Source organism: Chryseobacterium sp. Bi04, from assembly GCF_918698085.1.
Lineage (GTDB): Bacteria > Bacteroidota > Bacteroidia > Flavobacteriales > Weeksellaceae > Chryseobacterium.
The window spans coordinates 352,144-374,637 of record NZ_CAKKLP010000003.1 but is presented as its reverse complement, the minus strand read 5'-3'; the positions used below and the strand labels follow the sequence as shown (position 1 = coordinate 374,637).

At 36.1% G+C, this 22,494-nt stretch carries 19 protein-coding genes; 11 read left to right on the top strand and 8 right to left on the bottom strand.

The window, feature by feature from the left end; genetic code table 11:
- Positions 1–70: 70 nt before the first annotated feature.
- The 5 genes from LQV47_RS07980 to rsmG form a co-directional block, all read right to left on the bottom strand.
- Positions 71–2,437, bottom strand: coding sequence for a patatin-like phospholipase family protein (locus tag LQV47_RS07980; RefSeq protein WP_230035631.1), 2,367 nt, complete (start codon positions 2,435–2,437; stop codon positions 71–73).
- Positions 2,438–2,605: 168 nt separating this feature from the next.
- The gene (locus LQV47_RS07975) at positions 2,606–5,293 is read right to left on the bottom strand and encodes a PD-(D/E)XK nuclease family protein (RefSeq protein WP_230035628.1); all 2,688 of its coding nucleotides are present in this window, start codon (positions 5,291–5,293) and stop codon (positions 2,606–2,608) included.
- Entirely contained in the window at positions 5,290–5,826 is a 537-nt protein-coding gene (locus LQV47_RS07970) for a DUF922 domain-containing protein (protein WP_230035626.1), read from the bottom strand. The genes LQV47_RS07975 and LQV47_RS07970 overlap by 4 nt, the downstream gene beginning before the upstream one ends.
- Positions 5,827–5,828: 2 nt before the next feature.
- Entirely contained in the window at positions 5,829–6,233 is a 405-nt protein-coding gene (locus LQV47_RS07965; protein WP_230035625.1) for a hypothetical protein, read from the bottom strand.
- 62 nt (positions 6,234–6,295) lie between these two features.
- Positions 6,296–6,931 carry a 16S rRNA (guanine(527)-N(7))-methyltransferase RsmG gene (gene rsmG / locus LQV47_RS07960; RefSeq protein ID WP_230035622.1) on the bottom strand — a complete coding sequence of 212 codons (636 nt, stop codon included), beginning with the start codon at positions 6,929–6,931 and terminating at the stop codon, positions 6,296–6,298.
- A gap of 232 nt (positions 6,932–7,163) precedes the next feature.
- Between rsmG and LQV47_RS07955 the strand changes: the two genes are divergently transcribed.
- The 5 genes from LQV47_RS07955 to LQV47_RS07935 all read left to right on the top strand — a co-directional run bounded on the left by LQV47_RS07955 (position 7,164) and on the right by LQV47_RS07935 (position 12,776).
- A complete protein-coding gene (locus tag LQV47_RS07955; RefSeq protein ID WP_230035620.1) occupies positions 7,164–8,357 on the top strand; it encodes a pyridoxal phosphate-dependent aminotransferase in 1,194 nt (397 codons plus the stop codon).
- 22 nt (positions 8,358–8,379) lie between these two features.
- On the top strand, positions 8,380–11,319 hold the full coding sequence (locus LQV47_RS07950) for a M16 family metallopeptidase (protein WP_230035618.1): 2,940 nt from the start codon (positions 8,380–8,382) through the stop codon (positions 11,317–11,319).
- A gap of 143 nt (positions 11,320–11,462) precedes the next feature.
- Positions 11,463–12,095: a peroxiredoxin gene (locus LQV47_RS07945; protein WP_047098363.1), complete on the top strand. Its 633-nt coding sequence runs from the start codon at positions 11,463–11,465 to the stop codon at positions 12,093–12,095.
- Between the two features lie 124 nt (positions 12,096–12,219).
- On the top strand, positions 12,220–12,528 hold the full coding sequence (locus LQV47_RS07940) for a thioredoxin family protein (protein WP_230035616.1): 309 nt from the start codon (positions 12,220–12,222) through the stop codon (positions 12,526–12,528).
- Positions 12,528–12,776: a hypothetical protein gene (locus tag LQV47_RS07935; RefSeq protein ID WP_047495508.1), complete on the top strand. Its 249-nt coding sequence runs from the start codon at positions 12,528–12,530 to the stop codon at positions 12,774–12,776. Before LQV47_RS07940 ends, LQV47_RS07935 begins: the two co-directional genes overlap by 1 nt.
- Before the next feature lie 721 nt (positions 12,777–13,497).
- Here LQV47_RS07935 and LQV47_RS07930 read toward each other — a convergent pair.
- The 3 genes from LQV47_RS07930 to LQV47_RS07920 are packed head-to-tail and all read right to left on the bottom strand — an operon-like array spanning position 13,498 to position 15,751.
- Positions 13,498–14,187 carry a Bax inhibitor-1 family protein gene (locus LQV47_RS07930; RefSeq protein ID WP_230035614.1) on the bottom strand — a complete coding sequence of 230 codons (690 nt, stop codon included), beginning with the start codon at positions 14,185–14,187 and terminating at the stop codon, positions 13,498–13,500.
- 33 nt (positions 14,188–14,220) lie between these two features.
- On the bottom strand, positions 14,221–14,667 hold the full coding sequence (locus LQV47_RS07925) for a peptidylprolyl isomerase (RefSeq protein ID WP_230035612.1): 447 nt from the start codon (positions 14,665–14,667) through the stop codon (positions 14,221–14,223).
- A gap of 49 nt (positions 14,668–14,716) precedes the next feature.
- Positions 14,717–15,751, bottom strand: a complete 1,035-nt coding sequence (locus tag LQV47_RS07920; protein WP_230035610.1) for an acyl-CoA reductase — start codon at positions 15,749–15,751, stop codon at positions 14,717–14,719.
- A gap of 59 nt (positions 15,752–15,810) precedes the next feature.
- Here LQV47_RS07920 and LQV47_RS07915 point away from each other — a divergent pair, with 59 nt between their 5' ends.
- The 6 genes from LQV47_RS07915 to LQV47_RS07890 all read left to right on the top strand — a co-directional run bounded on the left by LQV47_RS07915 (position 15,811) and on the right by LQV47_RS07890 (position 22,493).
- On the top strand, positions 15,811–16,161 hold the full coding sequence (locus LQV47_RS07915) for a 4Fe-4S dicluster domain-containing protein (protein ID WP_230035608.1): 351 nt from the start codon (positions 15,811–15,813) through the stop codon (positions 16,159–16,161).
- Positions 16,162–16,281: 120 nt separating this feature from the next.
- Complete coding sequence (gene serC / locus LQV47_RS07910) at positions 16,282–17,346, top strand: 3-phosphoserine/phosphohydroxythreonine transaminase (RefSeq protein WP_230035606.1); 1,065 nt, start codon at positions 16,282–16,284, stop codon at positions 17,344–17,346.
- A 112-nt stretch (positions 17,347–17,458) separates the two neighbouring features.
- On the top strand, positions 17,459–18,424 hold the full coding sequence (locus tag LQV47_RS07905; RefSeq protein WP_230035605.1) for a D-2-hydroxyacid dehydrogenase: 966 nt from the start codon (positions 17,459–17,461) through the stop codon (positions 18,422–18,424).
- 2 nt (positions 18,425–18,426) lie between these two features.
- Positions 18,427–19,671: a DUF1015 domain-containing protein gene (locus tag LQV47_RS07900; RefSeq protein ID WP_230035604.1), complete on the top strand. Its 1,245-nt coding sequence runs from the start codon at positions 18,427–18,429 to the stop codon at positions 19,669–19,671.
- A 55-nt stretch (positions 19,672–19,726) separates the two neighbouring features.
- Complete coding sequence (locus tag LQV47_RS07895; protein ID WP_230035602.1) at positions 19,727–21,130, top strand: M28 family peptidase; 1,404 nt, start codon at positions 19,727–19,729, stop codon at positions 21,128–21,130.
- 1 nt (position 21,131) lies between these two features.
- Positions 21,132–22,493 carry a M20/M25/M40 family metallo-hydrolase gene (locus tag LQV47_RS07890; protein ID WP_230035600.1) on the top strand — a complete coding sequence of 454 codons (1,362 nt, stop codon included), beginning with the start codon at positions 21,132–21,134 and terminating at the stop codon, positions 22,491–22,493.
- Position 22,494: the final 1 nt, after the last annotated feature.

Below are 22,494 nucleotides of genomic sequence, written 5' to 3'. Positions count from 1 at the left end.
TTTATATCATTTCAAGTTAATTTTGTGCACTTCATTTTACGATGGATGAAGTGCATTTTTTATTGATTCTCTAAAATTTAAATCCGATGCTAAAATAGATCCTTGAAAAATCAAGCTGATTATTTCGGGAAATATTAATATTAATGGGACCTATAAGAGATTCATAACCTAAATTCAAAGCATATCCGAACATATCAAAGCTGTTAGTAAAAGGAGAAAGCTCATCACTGATCTTACCATAAGTAAAAGAAGGGGCAATATAAAACTTCTTCATTACTCTGTATTGTAGTGACAATCCTCCTTTAACTACAGAGTTGGTAGGTAATTCTTTCTGCCGGAGTCCATTGAATTCAGGATTCATCAGCTCAGTGTTATATTCACTACCTCCCAAATTGTATTTTTCATTAAGAAAAAGATAAGGAATCTGTTCTTCTCTTACAGAACCCAGGCTTGCTCCAAGAAAGAAATTGGCTTTCAGCGCCAGTCTTCTTGTAATAGGATAAGCAAAATTTTCATTCAGAGTAAATGAAACAAAGTTCTTAGGTTTAAAATAATATTCTGCTTCAGGATTTAATATGGCATACAGTGTAGGCTGTACACTGCTTAAATCATATAGCTTATAGCTGTCTCCATAATATAATCGGGCACTTACCTGAAGATGATTTCCTCTGGTAAAATAATATTTCTTATTAAGATTATTCTGTTCGAATTTCAAAAAAGTATTGAAATTGCTGTGGTTGTACAGTTTTTTGTTATAATTATCCGTTTTTGTCTGATCTACTTTATCCAGTAACGTATACATTCTTTCCAGATTGAATTCCGTTCCTAAAGAAAGAAAAGCATTGGGAGAAACATTATAATTCAGTGATATTTTCCCGGTGATATTTCTATACATATGGTTGGGAAAACTGGCATTGGCATCTTCATCAAACACATTAAGAAGTCTGAAGGTCAAGTCATTACTTTTAAGATGAACAATTTTTGCTTCTACATCAAACCACCATCGGTCTTTCTTACCTAGAAACTGCTGATAAGCCAGTTTTGCTTTAAAACGTTCTGAAACATCTACCGTTGCCAAAAATCTCGATCTGTTCATCAGGATATTTCTATAGGTATAATTAACAATAATCCCCACCGACTGTTCATTATCGTAGTGAAGAGCCAGCTTGAAAGCTCCTTTTTTGGCTTTCTTTACAAAAATATTCATTACAAGGCCGTCACCTTCTTTGGTATAAGTGTAATAAACCTTCACGTATTGCCGCATTCCAAATACCCTGTCTATGGCTTCATTAACCGTTTTTACATCATAATACTTCCCTTCTTCCAGGTTCATTTGGTTTTTAATAACCTCAATTTCAGTGGCGTCTGTAAGTGATGTTCCATCTTCCTCATTAAACGTGAATTTTGTAGTAGGAAGTTTTACTTCTTCAATCAGGGTATGTTCATATTTTATTCCAGCTTTTCGCTGAGCCTCGGCCAATGCTACAAACTCCGGAAGATGCTTTTTAGCTTCAATTTCACCAATCTTGATGATCCTTCTGAATTTGGCAAAATCTTTTGTGGTAATATCTCCTAAAGGGTCCACAAAATCTACCAGGATATTGGATAATGCTTTCTGATGTTTAAAATCTTCTACAGACCGGATTGCGTGGGTCTGATAAATCATCTTCATCGGATTCTCTATCTCTTTTTTGGTAAAGAGCCTGAATCCGGTATACCCTCCCATTACAAAATCAGCGCCCATCTCCCGAACTTCATTCGCAGGATAATTCCTGTCCAGACCGCCATCCACTAAAAGCTTCCCATCAATATACACCGGTGCAAAAGCTGCAGGGATTGCCAACGTAGCACGGATTGCCAATGGCAGGGATCCCTTTTTCTGCATAACCAAACCTCCATTTTCTATGTCTGAAGAAGTAAGCTGTACAGGAATCTGTAATTGACTGAAATCATTGATATGCTTTGCATTGAATGTAAGCGTATTAAGAACTTCTCCCATATATTGTCCTTCGATATAGGAACTGGGTAACGTGGGAAATCCTTTTACAACAGGAAATTCAAGGATGTATTTATCATACTCATCCTTTTCACTGATATTCACTTTATGGTATGGAATTTTATTGCTGAGAATTCTGTTCCAGTCAACTCTGTGAACGGTAGACTTTAGCTGATCTGCATTATACCCCATTGCATACAAACCTCCTAAAATACCTCCCATACTGGTACCCGTGATATAATCCACCTTAATTCCCAGTGAATCTACCATTTTAAGAATCCCGATATGAGCAAATCCTTTAGCCCCGCCGCCACTAAGAGCCAAACCAAACTTAGTATCCTTGGTGATGTGCTGTAGTGCAATACTCAGAGAGTCATTTTTTTGCTGGGACCTGGCTGTTAAGAAAAGAAATGTGCTTAAAAATATCAGGCTCTTTTTCATGTGTGCTCTTTATTTTTTCAGGTTAAATCAAATTAATCAGTTTATAAAAATATTTAGTTTAACCGAGCCGTAAATATACAACAAAAAAGCATTTTTCTTTATCTGCATCTGCGCAGTAAATAATAATTTTACTAAAAAACAACCTGATTTACAATAAGAAATAAGATTCTAATAAGCCTTTATACTTTCCACAAAAGGAATTTCCGGGTTTAGAATTTCAAGGATAAGGCTTTTAACAGATTTCATGGCATCATCAATATTCCCTTTCTCAAACTGTAAGGAAACAACCCCTTTTTTAGCTTCGGAAAAACTCCATATTCCTGTTTCTATCGGGAAACCCCAGAACTCCGGTAAATGCTGCACTACATAATGATAAATACAAAGCTGTAAAGCCTGTTTTCTTTCACTGTTGTGAAAATAGCCCTCTACATTCTCGCCGTCAATTTTTACAATGAGATTTTTAATCTTGGCTGTTTTGTAATCGATGATTCTTAAAGTTCCATTCAGCTTATCTATCCGGTCAATGAATCCCAAAAAGGAAATTTTATCGTTTCCTTCGAGATAAAAATCTATGTTTTCAAACCTTCTTTCTATATCGATAATTTCCAGTTTATCCCCTTGTTTTACCAGCTCAAGATCATGCCTCAGAATATTTTCAATCACTTTTTTAGCAATTGCCTTATGAATATAATTCATTCCTTTTTCATAGAATTCCGGCTGATGTTTAAGCTTTTCAATGGCGATATCTATATATTTATCAATAGCTTTAATTGAATTTTCTAAATCACTTTCTTTTAACACCTTACCCTTTATCTCTTCATATATTTCCTGAAGTGAATAATGCACAAGATTTCCATAATTTTTCACAGACAGTTCTTCTTCAATTTCATCTGTTTCCGAAGTATTTAAAATCTTTGATAAGTAGAAATCTATAGGATTATAAAGGTAGCTGGTAAGATGGGAAGCAGATACTTTTTCCTTCCATTTCTGAAGTCTCTCCTGAACAATCTCAGTCTTAGGAATTTCTATAGGTTTGGTGAGGATAGGTTCTGAAGAGTTTTCAATAATCAGATGTTCAATATGATGGGAGCTCTCCATTTCTATCTGCGTAATAAACCTGCTTTTTTCACCAGTATTCACTCCGGAGCTCAACGCATTGTACAGCAGATGTACATTGGTAGAATACTGAATCAAACGGTAAAAGTGATAGGCATAAATACTGTCATTTTCAAGGAACGTATGCAGGTCAAAGAATTTTCTGATATCAAAAGGAATATAAGTATTCTGCGAGTTTCCCAGAGGGAGTTTTCCTTCATTAACGGAAAGCATAATAACATTTTCAAAATTCAGGAGACGGGTCTCCAGCAGTCCCATAATCTGAAGCCCTCTTAAAGGTTCTCCCTGGAAATCGATACTTTCCGAGTTGATATACTGGTTGATCAGGATCTCCAGCGTATCCATTTTGATACTGATATTATAGGGAGTCAGCTGGTTTTTGATAATCCGGAAGGCATTTTCAAAATGAGAGACATTTTCATATTGAATATCATCAATTTCCAGCCATTTTACCTGCTGACAAAATGCAATAAGGATATCCAAGTATGTATTGGTATTCTCTGCCTTTTGAAGCAGTTCAAAATAAGAAAGCCCATTCAGAAGCTCCTGCAGGAGTTTTCTGGAAATATAAACAATATTCCTTTCTTCTATTTTTGCTTTAAAATCATTGATGATCTGCTCATCTTCTGCAGATTTTGGAAGCTCTTCCAAAATAGGAAAAACATCCCTGTAATAATAAGAAGATTTGTTTTTCTCCAATTGTTTCTGGAGATAGAAAAGACGTTTTACAGCATTGGAAAAAGACAGGTTTTTCAATGGGAAACCCATGGTAATATTTAAAGTCTCTATCCCATGCATCACATCAAGACTCGCCGGAAGAAGATTTTCATCAAGCAATACTACAGCTGTATTGGAATAGGTTTTATTATTGATCTCCTTGAATATTTCCGGTAATACTTTCGTCTGGGTAACATTTCCTGAAACTTCGTATACTTTGATGTTTTTAGGCTGATTAAAGTCATCTTCAATCCACTGAAAAGCACGGTTGTCATCAAACTCTTTCCATGTTTTATGGTTTCTGAGAAATTTTCCGGCTTCCTGTCTTTCATCATCAAAATAATAGCAGTCGGCCTGAAAGAAACACTGGGCTTTATTCCATTGCAGCAAGCTCCTCACCAGTTTCTCTTCCACCGGTGTGAAGGCATTAAAGCCACAAAAGACAAAATGTTCCGAAGTATTTTTAGCAAAAGAAACAATTTCAGCTTTAGCTGTTTCATGAATCATCCCGGAAGTTGCCCAATTTCTTTCTTTAAGCCTTTCCTTTAATGCCGGAAGAAATATGTTCATATTCTGCCAGAAGTTCAGGAATTTTTTTCTTGGCACGTCATCATCTTCTCCAAGATTCTGAGCCCATTCTTTAATCCTTTCCTCATCAAACATATATTCCAATACAGCCTGATCACTATCTGAAAATTTCAAAACATCATCCCAGTCCTTCTGCAACGTAGGAAACCATTTTAAAAATTCTGAAAAATCATCATTCGGAATAAGGTTCAGACTTCTGTAGACATCAAATGAAAAAAGCCAGAGCGGTATTCCCTGGATAGGCTGCTTATCTGCAATGGTATTGATCAGCTCTTCCACTGTAAAGAAATTGGGAAGAAATCCTGAGTAATTGCGCTCTTCTAAGATCTGCCTGATAAATACAATGGGACGCTTTCCGGGCAGAATAATATTAAACGCCGAAAGGTCCGGGCTTTGTGCCAGCAGTTCGTGAATGATCTTATTGAGGAATTTCAAGGGGCTTTATAGCTTTTTAAATGTTCTAATTCTTCAGCAATGACAGTATTATATTCTGCCTGCTTTTCTTTATTCATCCCATGACTGGTATCTTTATCATAGGAGATCTGAAAGTTTTTATAGTCGTTGGATATGCCTTTATAAATTGATGCAAACCATTGATCATAATCAGCAGAAGTATTGATTTTTTCAGCAACCATTTTTCGCATTCTTCTTACAAATAACTCTGCAATATCAAAATGTTTCTGCTCATGGACTAAGATATAATCATTAATCTTTTTCACATCCTTCCATGATTTATCTTCATTGAAAATCGTTTTAATCTCTATGGTAACAGGAGATTTAGGATTGGTAGATTTGATCACTGAGTATTCCCAGCCACAATGGGTATAGGCGGCTACATCCGGATTATTTCTTCTGTTGGCATTGCTTTTAAAATTATCCCAGTCCAGCTTTTGATCTTCCTTCCAGATGATCTTTTGTCCAAATGCAAGGTTTACAGCTAAAAAGAGGGATAAAACAATCAGCTTCATGCTTATTTCGCTACAATTGTTTTTGTAATCCAGTTCTTTCCGCCATTCCAGAATCTAAAAGTATAGGTTCCCTTTTGCTGTGGGCTAAATTTAATCTGATTGATTCCTACGTAAACGCTTTGTTCACAGGGGCCATTCGTCCTATATTTATAAGCAGTTACCGTTCTTTCCAGATCATCTTCATAAATATAATCATATCCGTAAAAACCATCACAATGAGAAGGGTAAGTAGAATACGTTTTTATATTCTGTATGCTAAATACATCCATTGTGTCTTTCATCACCTTTACACTGTCTATTTTGATCTTAGCAATAGATTCAACCGTCTGGTAATCATCATCATTACATGAGACTACAGCTAACCCCAGTAATAATGTCGAAAATCCAATGTTTAAAAACTTTTTCATAACCTTCAATTTTCTGATTATCAATAAATATTTAGCAAAAATTATTCCTTAATTATACAAATTTAGGAATTAAAGTTACCTTTTGATACATAAACTACTTTTTTTGTATCAAAAAATTCTTCATCAAAATAGTTTTTAAGATTATAGATCTCAGATTTAATCCCGGCAAGCTCCTCAGCGAGGTCTCCGCCCTTTAAATATAAAATTCCGTTATGCTTGGGATTTAACTGTTCTTTTTCAAATTTCCCTTTCAGCCATCTTAAAAATTCAGGCATCTGGGTTACCGCTCTGCTGACTACAAAATGGTATTTTTCTTTCAGCTTTTCCGCTCTTCCATGAATAGCCTTCACATTTTTCAAACCAACACCTTCTGCTACAGCATTGACAACGCTGATTTTCTTTCCGATAGAATCTATTAAAGTAAACTCTGCTTCAGGAAACATAATAGCTAAAGGAATTCCCGGAAAACCACCTCCGGTTCCAATATCCAATACTCTTGTTCCCGGTGCAAATTCCATTACTTTAGCAATTCCCAGCGAATGAAGGATATGTTTTTCATACAGCGATTCCATATCTTTTCTGGAAATTACATTGATCTTTTCATTCCACTCATTATAAAGCTCCTCCAATTGGGCAAACTGTTTTAACTGGGTTTCTGTAAGATCCGGGAAATATTTTAATAGTAACGTTGTAGACATGTGAATTATTATAATCTGCAAAAATAAGGTTTTATTATTTTTATTCAAACTTTAGCAGCATCTATATCAAAAAATAAAACGGTATGAATATGCTAAAGGAATTACTCTGCGAAAAACATCAATTCAAAATAGTTTGAAGCTCCCAAAACCTGATAAAAATCTTTAAACTGGGCCTGTTTTTATTTCCCGACAAAACCTTTTTATTATATATTTGTTAAAATTGAAAAAAAATATGGATAAACTTTCAGATAGAGTAAAAAGACTAGGATACTCACAGACTTTTGTAATGTCTAACAAAGCCAGAGAAATGAAGGCAAGCGGAGTTGATGTGATCAGCTTAACTCTTGGCGAGCCGGATTTCGATGTTCCGGACAATATAAAACAGGCTGCTTTTGATGCCATTAATGAGAACTACAGTCACTACTCTCCTGTTCCCGGATTCCTGGAATTACGTGAAGCAATTGCATATAAATTAAAAAGGGATAATCATTTAGAATATAAATCTACTCAAATCTGTGTCTCCAATGGTGCTAAACAGGCCATCATCAATGTTTTGGCAGCTATTATCAATGATGGGGATGAAGTACTGCTTCCTGCTCCTTATTGGGTAAGCTATGATGAGATGGTAAAAATGATGGGTGGAAATTCCGTAATGCTTCCAACTTCTTATGTAACAGACTTTAAAATTACGGCAGAACAGCTGGAAGAAGCCATCACAGAAAAAACAAAAGCTGTACTTTTCAGCTCGCCATGTAACCCCTCAGGAGGATATTATACGTATGACGAACTGAAGTCATTAGCAAAAGTGATCGCCAAATATCCTCAGATCACGGTCATCTCGGATGAAATCTATGAATACATCAATTATGAGACAAAAACCACTTCTATAGCCCAGTTTTCTGAAATATATGAACAAACTGCCGTTATCAACGGAATGTCTAAAGCATTTGCAATGACAGGATGGAGAATAGGATATTCTGCATGTCCTGAATGGCTGGCAAAAGCTTGTGAAAAGGTTCAGGGTCAAATGACCAGTGGAGCAAATACAGTAGCTCAGAGGGCTTCCATTACGGCATTAAAGACGGACCCATCCGAATACAGATACATGATCGATGCTTTCAAGCAGAGAAGAGATCTTATGTTTGATCTCATCAAGGAAATTCCAGGATTCAAAGTATTGCTGCCAAAAGCAGCATTCTATTTCTTCCCGGATATCTCTCATTATATTGGCAAAACATTAAACGGAACTGAAATTAAAAATTCAGATGATTTTGCCATGTTCCTTTTAGAAAATGCTCATGTAGGCTGTGTAGGTGGACTTTCTTTCGGAAGCCCGGAATGTATCAGATTTTCATACGCCGCTTCTGAAGAAGAACTTAGAGAAGCTATGAAGCGGATCAAGAATTTACTGGCTCCTTTCAATTAATAACCCAATTCCAATATATCAAATGAATCTGTTCAAAAAACTGACAATTGCCACAAGTATTGCTGCTGCAAGTTTCGCAGGCTACGCTTATGGGCAGGATTTCCAATGGAAAGAAGCAAAATCCAACGGCTACTCTTACAGGTATGTTACCAATGATCCTACTTCAGCAAGGTATTACACTTTGAAAAATGGCTTAACGGTCATTCTGAGTCCTACCCATAAAGATCCGAGGATTCAGACTTATATTGCCACGAAAGCAGGAAGTAAAACCGATCCTGCAGACCATACCGGACTGGCACACTATCTGGAGCATATGCTTTTCAAAGGAACTGATCAGTTTGGCTCTAAAGACTGGGCTAAAGAAAAACCTCTTTTGGATCAGATTGATGCTCTTTACGAGAAATACAACACTACAAAAGACGAAGCTAAAAGAAAAGAGATCTATAAAGAAATCGACAGGATTTCCGGAGAAGCCGCCAAATATGCCATTGCCAATGAATACGACAAAATGCTGGCTGGTATGGGAGCTGATGGAACGAATGCCTTTACTTCTTTTGAACAGACGGTGTACACTGAAGATATCCCGGCGAATGTTATTGATAAATTTCTGGCTGTACAGGCTGAAAGATTCAGGGAGCCGGTATTGAGGCTTTTTCATACAGAATTGGAAGCAGTTTACGAAGAGAAAAACAGATCGCTTGATGATGACGGAGACAAGGTTTTTGATACCATGTTTGCCAACCTTTTTCCTAATAACAATTATGGAAAGCAGACGACAATAGGAACTATTGAACATTTAAAAAACCCATCCCTTCAGGCCATCAGAGATTATTACAATAATTATTATGTTCCCAACAATATGGGGATTATCATGTCAGGAGACTTTAATCCGGATGAAGTCATTGCAAAAATAGACAAAGCCTTCTCCTACATGAAAACCAAAACAGTTCCTGAATATAAGATAGGACAGGAAAAACCAATTACAACCCCTGTTATCAAAGAAGTTGTGGGACCCAATCCTGAAAACGTAATGCTTGGTTTCAGATTTCCGGGAGCTTCTACCAAAGATGCCAGATTACTGAACCTTGTAGGAAATATGCTTACCAATGGCCAGGCAGGATTAATTGATCTTAATTTGGTAAAAAAACAAAGATTACTGGGTGCAGATGCTTTTCCTTATGCCTTAAAAGATTATTCTGTTCTATTGATACAAGGAAAACCTACGGAAGGACAGTCTTTGGACGAAGTAAAAAACTTGTTGCTTCAGGAAATAGACAAATTAAAAAAGGGAGAATTCTCTGATGACTTAATTCAGTCTATCGTTAACAATGAAAAGAAAAATATCATCCAGAAAGATGAAAAATACTCGTCGAGAGCAGGGATCCTGATGGATGAATTCACTTCTGATATAGATCATAAAGTTTCATTGGAATATGTAGATGAAATCTCCCATCTTACCAAAAAGGACATTATGGATTTCGCCTCCAAATATCTTCAAAACAATAATTATGTAGCTGTTTACAAGAAAAAAGGAGAAGATAAAACGATTGTAAAAGTTGATAAACCAACCATCACTCCTGTGTCAGTAAACAGAGAAGATCAGTCTCCTTTCCTTAAGAAGATTGATGAGATGCCGGAAAATGCGATTTCTCCGATATGGTTGAATTATGATAAAGATATCGCTAAAAATAAACTGGGAGCTATAGACGTTCTTTCTGTAAAAAATACAGATAACGCCCTTTTCAGGATGTATTATCATTTTGATTCCGGAAAATGGAACAACAAGATACTTCCCTTGGCAGCAGAATATCTTCAGTATTTAGGAACAAAAAATAAATCTTCTGAAGCCATCAGTAAAGAGTTTTATAAACTGGCTTCGAGTTTTGAGGTAACTGCCGGAAATGAGGAGACCTCTGTATCTCTGGAAGGTTTAAATGAAAACTTTGATCAAACCATTGCTTTATTTGAAGACCTGATCAACAATAGCCAGGCTGACCAGGAGGCTTTAGATGCCTATAAAATAAGACTTAAAAAAGCAAGGGCTAATGCTAAACAGAATAAAGCCACTATTATGAGCGGACTTAGAAGTTACGCCCAGTATGGTGCACAAAATCCTTTTAATAACGTTTTAACGGATGCAGAACTTGATGCCCTGAAAGCGGAAGACCTGATCAATGTACTTCACGACTTATTCAATTTTAAACATAAAGTACTTTATTATGGTCCAAAATCAGGGAATGAAGTAGTAGCATCCCTAGCTCCTGTTCACAAACTTCCTGCAACACTGAAAGAACTTCCTACATCCAAAACTTTCGTTCAGATCCCTACAGACAAGAATAAGGTATTGTTTGCCCATTATGACATGGTTCAGGCTGAAGTTTTCTGGATTAGAAACTCAGATCAGTACAATCCAACCATCACTCCAACCGTAAGTTTATTCAACACCTATTTTGGAGGCGGGATGGGTTCCATTGTATTTCAGACCATCAGAGAATCTAAGGCATTGGCCTACTCTACTTATTCTTATTTTGCACTTCCGGGTAAGAAAACAGATAAAGATATGATTATGGCTTATGTGGGAACTCAGGCTGACAAATTCAATGATTCCACCACTGCAATGAACGAGCTGCTTACCACACTGCCAAAATCCGGGCAATTGTTTGAAACGGCTAAAAGCGGATTGAAAAAATCTATTGCATCAGAAAGAATTACACAGGATGGTATTATTTTTTCTTATTTAAAATCTCAAAAGCTTGGAAACAAATTTGATATGAGAAAAAATGTTTACGAACAGGCTCCAAAACTGTCTTTTACAGATATCAATGCCTTTCATGATAAGGAAATGAAAAATAAAAACTACACTTACTGTCTTGTCGCTTCTCAAGATAAAGTAAATGAAGCCGATATGCAGAAATTAGGTGAGGTAAAGAAGCTTAATTTAACTGAAATATTTGGATATTAAAATAAACAAAAGTCCTGTTTTCAGGGCTTTTTTATTTAGGATGAATCAAAAACAATTATAGATTTTATTTATCGATAATAACTTGTTCGATAGATGAATCTTTTATATCTTTGCATAGAAATTAAATATAAAAACAGAAAATTATGTCTTTAGTAGGAAAAAAATTCCCAAATTTAACAATCGACGCAATGTCAGAAATGGGTGACGATCTTAGAATCAACATCCTTGATGAAGCAGTAAACAACCAACAGAAAGTTCTTTTATTCTGGTACCCGAAAGATTTCACTTTCGTTTGTCCTACAGAACTTCACGCTTTCCAGGAAGCTTTAGGTGAGTTCGAAAAAAGAAACACTAAAGTAATCGGAGCATCTTGTGATACTAACGAAGTACATTTCGCTTGGTTAAACACTCCAAAAGATAACGGAGGTATCGAAGGGGTTACTTACCCACTTTTAGCTGATACCCACAGACAATTAGCAAACACGTTAGGAATCGTAGATCAGGATTTCGAATATAACGAAGAAGGAGAAGAAGTTTTCACAGGTTCTAACGTAACATACAGAGCAACTTACCTTATCGACGAAACTGGAAAAATTTTCCACGAAGCGGTAAACGACATGCCTCTGGGAAGAAACGTAAAAGAATTCTTAAGATTAATTGACGCTTATACTCACGTTCAAAAACATGGTGAAGTATGTCCTGCAAACTGGGAAGAAGGTAAAGATGCTATGAAAGCAGACAGAACTTCTACAGCAGAATACTTAGCAAAAAATTAATATCTTAATTTAATATAACAATGTAACAGTCTAACAGTTATAACGATTTAAAAGTCATCTTTTTGAATGGTTAGATTGGTAAATTTTTAGATTGTTACATTGTTTATTTTTAAAAAATAAACTTATGTACACAGAATTAACCGAAGATACATTACAGAATATAGTGAATGACAACGAAAAAGTAGTTGTTCAATATGGCGCAACATGGTGCGGAAACTGCAGAATCATGAAGCCGAAATTCAAAAAATTAGCTTCCGAAAACGACAGTATTCCTTTCCTATATGTAGATGCTGAAAAACTTCCTGAGAGCAGAAAATTAGCAAAAGTGGATAACTTACCTACTTTCGCCATCTTTAAAAACGGTGAGTTGGTAAACCAGGTACAGTCTAACCAGGCAGAAAGTTTAATTAACCTTTTTAACGAATTATCATAATGAAATTACCCGTAATCAGACAGTTTTATCAGAATCAGACTCCTGAAAATCTTGAAAAAACATTGGAAGTTCTGGAAAGTTTCTGTGAATTCAGAGGAACAAGTGAAGAAGATCTAAATGTTGCCGGAGAGCTTATTACAAACATCTGTGGAGCTTTAGAAGTTCACTCTAATGTACAGAATGGAATGAGCGAAAAAGATGCTTTAAATTCTTTTGCACAAAAGGTTTTAGGATCTATCGACAAATAGTTCTTTAATAATTAAAAATTATAAAGACACCATATACCTGGGGGATTCCCATTACTATATTTTTTCCCTATTCTTTAATAACTACTTTATTTTTACTGGAATAATACTTCAAAAGGCCATCTGGTCACTCTGAAGCCAGAAGTTATATCCGTATCTGTTAAAGAATATCCAATTAAAATCCCGATGAAATGTCATCAGGATTTTTGTGTTCAAAGCTTTAGATATTCATATTACCTGTAAATAAACACTAACCTCACTTATATCTTTACACTAATACCACAAATACAAACTACATTAATAGTATCATCCGTGAAAATATCAGTGTTATTTGTGGTTAAAAATGGCTAATACTTCCATTCTATTATACATAAGCTCATCAGATTAATTTCAATTAATCAATCCTTTGCAACCTTATTTATCAAGCTTCTAATTTTTTTCTTTGCGTTAAAAAAATATTACTTTACTATCTAAAGACAAAGAGAATTGTAAACGGTTATATAAACATCTGCATAATCAGCACAATCTGCGAGATAAAATTTAAATAGGTTTTGGCTAAAAGCCAATGGATACAACCTAAAAAGCAAGCGGGCTAAAGCCCACTCCTATTGAATACCAAATGTTATCTATGATAAATATTAATTTTGACAGAAATAAAAAATCCTGATGAAAATATCACCAGGATTATATATAAATGATAAGCACAAAGCTTACCATTATTGAATTAGTTTCTTTTGCTCATTAGGATGCTTAAGATATACCAAAACAGAAGCATAATAGAAGCAAAAAGCTGTAATGCAGCTCCTACATACTGATTGGTTCCGTATGAATCTTTTAATTTACTGGTTTGGTATAAAATTGTTGCTGAGGCCAAAATAACCATTCCCACTGAGAACCATAATCCTAAGTTAAAACCGAATAGCATTCCGCCAACAATCAATCCGATTGAAATGAATCCTCCGATAACGATAATATTTCTTAAAAAAGAAAAATCTCTCTTAGAAGTAAATGCCACGGCAGAAATACCGGCAAACATGGCAATAGTTAAAGTAGCCGCCTGAAAGATCACATTCACTCCACCTGTCATATTCGTAGCAATATAAAGCATAGGCATAAAGATTACCGCTTCTAATAGGATATAAAACCCTAAACCGAGATATTGGGTAGACTTACTTTGTGAAAGTGACCATTTAGAAGCTAAAATTGAAGCCAGCCAAAAAACACCGATAATCAATAACCAGGCATATCTTTGTCCGAACATCATGGCAATAATTTCTACCGGCACCGTCTTCAACAAGATCGTTTCAACTCCAATAAACGCAAGAATTGATAAAGCAACATGCAAATAGGTTTTCTTGTAAAAACTCGCTTTCTCTACATCTGAGGAATGAGCGACTAAAACATCTGTCATCATAGTTAATATTTTTTTAATTAATCGAAAATAACTTTATTTATCTTTCTTTTCTGGCATAATTCCCAGAATTTTTCCATCCTCTTCAAATATGGCACTCACCACTTCTTTTGAAGATGAATCTCCTGTGTACTTGTATTTGATGTTAGGATGATTAGCACCATCCATCGTTACATAATACCCTACTTTTGAGACTTCAAGTTTTTTGTTAGAATCTATACCTTCTTTTACTTTTTTAAGAACATCGTCCGTCACAATTTCTTTTACTTTATCAGAAAGCAAGCCGTCAATAGTCTTATGATCAGAGGCTTGTAAAGCAGTCATAAACTTCAGGAAGTTATCATTATAGAGATTTACTTTCTCCTTACTTATGGTAGCCGGCTGTTCTTTCTTTTGATTGTTCTCAACTTCCAGTCCTACAACTTTTTGTGCAAATATCAGCTGTCCTCCAATGATGGCAAGTCCTAAAAATAATTTTTTCATATGATCCGTTTTGTTATTTTGGTGAAATAAGTGATGGAAGATACGAAAATCAGACCATTTCCAAAAATTTCATCGTGTCTACATTATCCGCATACGTATCAAGACCCGGATTCTGGGCCTCTCCGAAATGAATAGAGTCTAATCCTAATTCATCTTTAGCTACTATACATTGAATATTCTCTTCGTTTTCAGCTATAAAATTTTTAACATCCTCCAATGAACTGTATCTGCTGAAATTGATCACAGAAAGCGGGCTGAATAGTTTATCATCCTCTTTCAGCATCACAAAATTATTGTCCCAGAACTTATCCTGGTTCAGCAAGTATACAGCCCTGTTGTAATCATAATTATTGGCATATTTATGATGATTGATAATATCCTGAAACCCTACGAAACTCTCAAATAATCTGTCGATTACATAGTCCTGCGGGATAAAAAGCCGGGTTACATTCCTGCATCCCAGACCAAAATACTGGAAAATATCATTGGCTAAAAGCTGTAATTCCTCTTCAGTTTCATCACCTTTTAAAACAGCAACCGATGTTCTGTTTTTACGGATAATGCTCATATGATTTTTAAAATAATACTCCAGATATCTTGCGGTATTATTACTTCCGGTAGCAATGACCGCATCAAAATTCTCTAATCTTTCTACAAATTCAAACTGAACCTGATCTCCGGAAAATTCTTTCCATTTTTTTAACAGGAACGGAATCATATACTTATCTTTTGAAGACAGCTTAATTACAGGAATATGATTGCTTAGAACTACAGAAATTACATCATGAAATCCCACTAAAGGAATATTTCCGGCCAAAATTAAGCCTACTCTCTTTGAAATTTTAGAGATAGAATAGTTTTTTAGCCAACCTCTGATACTTTCTGCGGTAAGCAAATCTGCCCACTGCTGTAAAGCAAATTTCTGATTCTCAAGGGTAAACCATTGGTTCTCTATTTTTGTTTTCTGTAACAATAATTCAATATCTACATCATCCTGATTGTAGTCTTCTGTTTTTTTCGATAAAAACGCTTTTATATAATCACTTAATTTAATAAGTCCTAAAACTTGATTTTCGCTATTCATAATTACTGTAAAATTGGGGAATATTTTGTAATTTTGTGCAAATTTAAAAAAAATTAGCGATGGCTATTAAAATAACTGATGAATGCATTAACTGTGGGGCTTGTGAACCTGAATGCCCGAACAATGCAATATATGAAGGAGCTGTAGACTGGAAAGCTTCTGATGGTACTGCCCTGAATGGGACAATTACACTGCCATCAGGACTTACTGTAGATGCTGACGCGGCACAGGAACCTGTAAGTGATGATGTATATTTCATTGTAACAGATAAATGTACGGAATGTAAAGGCTTCCATGAAGAACCACAGTGTGCGGCTGTATGTCCGGTAGACTGTTGTGTTCCCGATGAAGATCATGTAGAATCTGAGGAAACCCTTCTTACTAAAAAAGCATTTTTACACGGCGAATAAAAAATTCCGTCTCATCATCTGTGAGGCGGTTTTTTTAACCATAAATTCAAAATCTAGTAAAAAAGAAAAAAATAAATCGCAGGGAGCCAGCTCCCTGTTACAACCAAAAAGTAAAAAAATATGAACAAAAAGCACAACTTCAGCGCAGGACCATGCATTTTACCTCAGGAAGTATTTGAAAAATCAGCTCAGGCTATTTTAGATTTTAATGGTATCGGGTTATCACTTCTTGAAATTTCACACAGAAGCAAGGATTTCGTAGCCGTAATGGACGAAGCACGTGCGATTGTAAAAAGGTTGATGAATCTTGGTGATGATTATGAAGTACTTTATTTGGGTGGTGGTGCCAGCTTGCAGTTTGCAATGGTTCCTTATAACCTTATGAAAGTAGGTGGCAAAGCCGCATACCTGGATACGGGTACCTGGGCTGCCGGAGCGATCAAAGAAGCAAAGAAATTAGGAAGTGTAGATGTTGTAGGCTCTTCAAAAGAAGAAAACTACTCTTTCATTCCTAAAAATTATACGGTAGGTTCAGATTACGATTATTTTCACTGTACTTCCAACAATACAATTTATGGAACTCAAATGAAATCTTTTCCTGAGGTAGACACGCTGATGGTATGTGATATGAGTTCTGATATTTTCTCAAGACAGCTTGATTTCTCAAAATTTGACTTAATCTATGCGGGAGCTCAGAAGAATATGGGACCTGCCGGAGTTACTTTAGTGGTTATAAAAAAAGAAATTCTTGGTAAAACAGGAAGAGAGAATATGTTGTCTATACTGGATTATTCCCAGCATATCAGCAAAGAATCTATGTACAATACACCTCCTGTATTCCCTGTATATGCGTCTTTATTGACTCTTCAACACCTTGAAAATAATGGCGGAATTGCTGCTGCAGAGCAAAGAAACGAGGCCAAAGCTAAGCTTTTATATAATGAAATTGACAGCAATCCACTGTTCAAAACATTCTGTGTAGAAGAAGACCGCTCATTAATGAATGTTTCTTTTAACATTACAGACGAAAGCAAAAAAGAAGAATTTGATAACGCATGGAAAGCTGCCGGTATCAGTGGACTTAACGGACACAGAAGCTTAGGCGGATACAGAGCAAGCTTGTACAATGCTTTGACAATTGAAAGCGTGCAGGTTTTAGTGGATGTAATGAAGTCGATAAAATAGCTTATATTAGGCGACCGAAAATAAAAAAATAATAGATGACTGATTTCAGAGGTTAGACCCTAAAAATCTCACTTCTTATTTCTCAAATTTAACATCTATAATAAAATAACGCATGAAAGTTTTAGCAAACGATGGAATTTCAAAATCAGGAGAACAGGCTTTAAAAGAAGCCGGAATTGAGATCCTGGACAATAGAGTGGCTCAAGATCACGTTATTAAATTTATCAATGATAATAACGTGGATGTCCTTTTGGTAAGAAGTGCAACAAAAGTAAGACAAGAACTGATTGATGCATGCCCCGGTCTTCAGATTATAGGAAGAGGCGGAATTGGGATGGATAACATTGATGTTGACTATGCTAAAAGTAAAGGAATTAAAATTATCAATACTCCTACAGCATCTTCAAAGTCTGTAGCAGAACTGGTTTTCGGACACTTTTTTTCATTAGCGAGATTTCTTCATGAATCCAACAGGCTGATGCCTCTGGAAGGAGACACTCACTTTAATGCCATGAAAAAATCATTCAGTAATGCCTATGAACTTTCAGGAAAGACATTAGGAGTTATTGGCTTTGGAAGTATTGGCCAGGAAGTGGTAAAAATGGGGATTGCATTAGGAATGAAAGTTCAGGTTCTTACAAAAAACCCGAGAACGGAAGTTCTTACCCTGAATTTCTTTGATGGGCAGGTTGTTCATTTTGAAATCACGTCTACCAATGATATGGATGCATTTCTTAAAGATGCAGACTTTATCAGTATCAATACTCCAAAAACAAATAAGTATATTATAGATACCCCTCAATTTGAAAAAATGAAAGACGGTGTTTATATTGTAAATACAGCAAGGGGCGGTGTTATCAATGAAGTGACATTAATAGACTTCATTGAGTCAGGTAAAGTGGCGGGAGCGGCATTGGATGTTTTTGAAAATGAACCCAGCCCGGAACTGCCATTGTTGATGAACCCATCATTATCCCTGTCTCCTCATGTAGGAGGTAATACAGTGGATGCGCAAGAGAAAATCGGAGTCGAACTTGCGGAACAAATTATTAAGTTACAAAAAGAAACTATAAGATAAATATGCCTGTTTTTAAACCTTTCCGTGGAATAAGACCTCATAAAGACTTGGAGAGTACTTTCCCTACACATCCACTGGATAATTTCACCCAGGAAGAGATTGCAGAGAAGGCTCAAGTTGAAAATACTTACATCAATATGATCAAACCTTATGTTGTAAGTAAATCCAAAGATATTGACCGGAACCTGAGGAAGATCCGTTCTACATTTGAAGAGCTTCTGGACGAAAAAAAATTAGTCCAGGACAGTTCAGCCTATTATCTTTATGAGCAGATATACCCCAATAAACAGGTTTTCAGAGGACTTTTGGGACTGGCCAGCATTGAAGATTTCTGGAATGGAAAAATCAAAAGACATGAAAGTACCATTCCTCAGAAAAAAGAAAAACTGGCACACTATCTTGAAAAAGTAAGCCTGCAGGCCGAGCCAGTACTGCTCACCTACCCTGCCAACTCTAAAATTGAGCTGTTGATGAACCATGAGGAAAAAAATGTTCCTATTTTTAATCATACTGATAACCTGGGTATAAGACATAAAATCTGGAGAATAGATAACCGTCTGAAACTTCAGCAGTTCAAAGAAGTAATAGATCAGATTGATTCATTTTATATTGCCGACGGACACCATAGAATTGGCTCTACAGCCATCAATGCAAAGCGTCACAAAGAGAAAAATAAAAGACATAACGGAACTGAGCTTTACAATTTTGTATACAGCTTTATCGTTTCCAACCAGTCTATTAAAATTCATGATTACAACAGAATTTTACATGATATGAACGGTCTCTCCAATGAGCAGTTTTTAAAAGAACTTGAGACTTATTTTCTTATTCATGAAAAAGGAGAAGCCTCGTATTTCCCGTCTCAGAAATTCCATATTTCAATGTATCTTGGTGGAAAGTTTTATTCCCTTCACGTAAAACACGACCTTCGTTCCAAAGAAATGTCTCTGGATAACCTTGACCACCATCTTTTAGATAAATATATTTTCAAAGATATCCTGAAAATTGAAGATCCTGACAGCTCAGATAAAATATCATATGTAAAAGGAACTTCTAATATTAACGGTATCAATATCTTAAAAGAAAAGATAGACAGTGGTGAAGGTGTAGTAGGCTTCGGAATCTACCCTGTAAGTTTTAACGATATGATTAAAATTTCAGACTTAAGATTAAGTATGCCTCCAAAATGTACATTCATTGAACCCAAATTGGTTACTGCTTTATTAATGTACGACATGAAATCTTAATAAATTCCCATTTTTTTCCTACTTTTAACATCGGAAAAGAAAGGTCAATAAAAAAATGAAAAAAATATTCATCATACTTCCACTCTTTTTGAGTGGATTTTTATTTTCTCAGAAAAAGCCGCAAAAACATCCGGCAAAAAAAGGCACCGTAGCCAAATTCAATTATCATGATGAATTTAAAAAGATATCAGACGAAATCTTAACCAATGGTGAAGCTTACTCTAATCTTGGAGAGCTTACAAAAGGCATCGGACCTCGCTTCAGCGCCACTCCGGGTTATGCAAAAGCATCGGAATGGGCTGAGAAAAAACTGAAAGATGCCGGTATACAAAATATATGGAAACAGGATGTAAAAGTTCCTGTTTGGATCAGGGGTAAAGAATATCTACAGATAAAATCAGGAAACGGAGAATGGAAAAACATCAGAATGCTCTCCTTTGGAAACTCTGAAGGAACAGGCGGAAAAGATCTTACAGCGGAGCTTTTACTGGTAAATGACATGGCGGAACTGAACGCTTTAACCTCTGTACAATTAAAAGATAAAATAGTTTTCGTCAATTCTCCTTTAGACCAGAAAGTAGTCAATACCGTTGACGCTTATCTTATCACGGCCAAATCTAAGCTGCTCTCAGCCTCTGTCATTGGCAAAAGAGGCGCTAAAGGTTTAATTATACGGTCACTCACTACAGCTTCGGACGATACCCCTCATGCTAAAATGATTTATTATGAACCAGATGACAGGGTGAGGATTCCTGCAATAACCATCGGAGTAAAATCGGCTGATGAACTTGAAAAATTATTGAAAAAGCAAAAAGTAACTGCTAAACTGAACCTGTCTGCCGAAACTAAAGGAGAAGCTGTTAACCAGAATATTATCGGCGAAATTCCAGGAAATAAAGACGCAAAAGTGATTGTTCTAGGAGCACAGCTTGATTCATGGGACTTTGCAGAAGGAGCCCACGATGACGGTTCCGGAGTTGTACAGTGTATTGAGGTTCTAAGAACGCTTAAAGCACTTGGCTTTACCAATAATCATACGATAAGAGTTGTATTGTACGCCAATAGTGAAAATGGCGGCCAGGGACGGGATATGTATGCCTCGTATGTAAAAAAGAAAGATGAGAAACATATTTTCGCTTTAGGAACAGATTCCGGAGGCTATTCGCCAAGAGGATTTTCTTTAGATATGCCTCCTCAGAGAAGAAGACAGATTTTTGAATGGAAAAACTACTTCCTTCCCTACGGAATTTATGATTTTGATCAAACGTATGCAATACAGGATATTGCCCCCTTAAAAAAACTGGATATCCCGCTGGCAGAACTGGTAGTAGACACACAACGTTATTTTGACTACCATCATTCCGTAGAAGATACTTTCGACAAGGTAAATAAAAGAGAGCTTCTCCTGGGAGCTGTTGCTATGACTCAACTTATTTTCATGATTGATAAAAACTGGTAACGTGAAAAAAATTATAAATCTATCATTATTCATTCTCGGCGTGGCTTTTTTATCTGCCCAGACCAAAGAGGATTCTATACAGTTTAACAGGATTTCCACAGAAATTCTGAATAATGGAAAAGGCTATAATGAATTGAGGGAGCTCACCAAAAATATCGGTAACCGTTTAAGCGGTTCTGAAGCTTATGAAGAATCTGTAAAATGGGCGGCACAAAAACTTAAAGAGGCCGGAGCTGATAAAGTTTGGCTTCAGGAAGTAATGATTCCTGTCTGGGAAAGAGGTAAAGAATCATTACACATCAAAACTTCAAATGGCAACTGGAAAAGCCTTAAAATGCTTTCTCTGGGTAACTCTGAGGGTACAGGAGGAAAAGATGTCTCAGGAGAAATTATCATGGTAAAGTCATTGGAAGAATATGACAAACTACCGGCTGAAAAAGTGAAAGATAAAATTGTTTTCTTTAATTATCCCTTCAATCAGGGGCATGTACAAACCTTTATTGCTTATCGGGAAGCAGGAGCTTACAGAAGGACAGCAGCCTCCTTAACCGCTAAAAAAGGCGGAAAATTTGCTGTTATACGTTCTCTTTCTTCAGCTTTTGATGATATTCCACACACCGGAAATATGCGTTATGATGATAGTATATCTAAAGTTCCTGCACTGACGATTGGAAATACCAGCGCAGACGAACTGGAAGTTTTATTAAAAAGTCAAAAGGTAACAGCAAAACTTAACTCGAACTGTGGAATGAAAGGTGAGAAACTCTCCCACTCCGTTATTGGTGAAATTACAGGAAAAAAAGATAAAAATGTTATTGTTGTTGGCGGACACCTGGATTCATGGGACGTAGGCGAAGGAGCCCATGATGACGGAGCAGGAATCGTTCAGAGTATAGAAGTGTTAAGAACCTTCAAAAAGTTAGGATTACAAAATAACCATACCATCAGAGCCGTTTGCTTCGCCAATGAAGAAAATGGGACAAAAGGCGGCAAACAATACGGAAAAAACGCTAAAGATCACAATGAAAAACACCTTTTCGCTATTGAATCTGATGCAGGAGGCTATTCTCCACGAGGTATTTCATTAGAAATGGATGATATCAAAAGAAACCAGGTCAAAAGCTGGGTAAACCTATTTTTGCCTTATGGAGTTTATAACTTTGAAGGAAAATATTCAGGTTCAGATATTGCTCCGCTTCATGAAATGGGCGTTCCCACTGCAGAATTAGTTCCTGATCCACAACGTTATTTCGATATCCATCACACTTCAGAAGATACTTTTGAAAAAGTAAACCGCAGAGAACTTCTTCTCGGTTCCACGGTGATGACACAACTTATTTATATGATTGATAAAAATTGGTAAC

What these genes read in the sequence shown, in the direction of transcription:
- LQV47_RS07980 (WP_230035631.1), bottom strand. Translation starts at nt 2,437, where the DNA reads ATGAAAAAGAGCCTGATATTTTTAAGCACATTTCTTTTCTTAACAGCC.
- LQV47_RS07970 (WP_230035626.1), bottom strand. Translation starts at nt 5,826, where the DNA reads ATGAAGCTGATTGTTTTATCCCTCTTTTTAGCTGTAAACCTTGCATTT.
- LQV47_RS07965 (WP_230035625.1), bottom strand. Translation starts at nt 6,233, where the DNA reads ATGAAAAAGTTTTTAAACATTGGATTTTCGACATTATTACTGGGGTTA.
- rsmG (WP_230035622.1), bottom strand. Translation starts at nt 6,931, where the DNA reads ATGTCTACAACGTTACTATTAAAATATTTCCCGGATCTTACAGAAACC.
- LQV47_RS07955 (WP_230035620.1), top strand. Translation starts at nt 7,164, where the DNA reads ATGGATAAACTTTCAGATAGAGTAAAAAGACTAGGATACTCACAGACT.
- LQV47_RS07950 (WP_230035618.1), top strand. Translation starts at nt 8,380, where the DNA reads ATGAATCTGTTCAAAAAACTGACAATTGCCACAAGTATTGCTGCTGCA.
- LQV47_RS07945 (WP_047098363.1), top strand. Translation starts at nt 11,463, where the DNA reads ATGTCTTTAGTAGGAAAAAAATTCCCAAATTTAACAATCGACGCAATG.
- LQV47_RS07940 (WP_230035616.1), top strand. Translation starts at nt 12,220, where the DNA reads ATGTACACAGAATTAACCGAAGATACATTACAGAATATAGTGAATGAC.
- LQV47_RS07935 (WP_047495508.1), top strand. Translation starts at nt 12,528, where the DNA reads ATGAAATTACCCGTAATCAGACAGTTTTATCAGAATCAGACTCCTGAA.
- LQV47_RS07930 (WP_230035614.1), bottom strand. Translation starts at nt 14,187, where the DNA reads ATGATGACAGATGTTTTAGTCGCTCATTCCTCAGATGTAGAGAAAGCG.
- LQV47_RS07925 (WP_230035612.1), bottom strand. Translation starts at nt 14,667, where the DNA reads ATGAAAAAATTATTTTTAGGACTTGCCATCATTGGAGGACAGCTGATA.
- LQV47_RS07920 (WP_230035610.1), bottom strand. Translation starts at nt 15,751, where the DNA reads ATGAATAGCGAAAATCAAGTTTTAGGACTTATTAAATTAAGTGATTAT.
- LQV47_RS07915 (WP_230035608.1), top strand. Translation starts at nt 15,811, where the DNA reads ATGGCTATTAAAATAACTGATGAATGCATTAACTGTGGGGCTTGTGAA.
- serC (WP_230035606.1), top strand. Translation starts at nt 16,282, where the DNA reads ATGAACAAAAAGCACAACTTCAGCGCAGGACCATGCATTTTACCTCAG.
- LQV47_RS07905 (WP_230035605.1), top strand. Translation starts at nt 17,459, where the DNA reads ATGAAAGTTTTAGCAAACGATGGAATTTCAAAATCAGGAGAACAGGCT.
- LQV47_RS07900 (WP_230035604.1), top strand. Translation starts at nt 18,427, where the DNA reads ATGCCTGTTTTTAAACCTTTCCGTGGAATAAGACCTCATAAAGACTTG.
- LQV47_RS07895 (WP_230035602.1), top strand. Translation starts at nt 19,727, where the DNA reads ATGAAAAAAATATTCATCATACTTCCACTCTTTTTGAGTGGATTTTTA.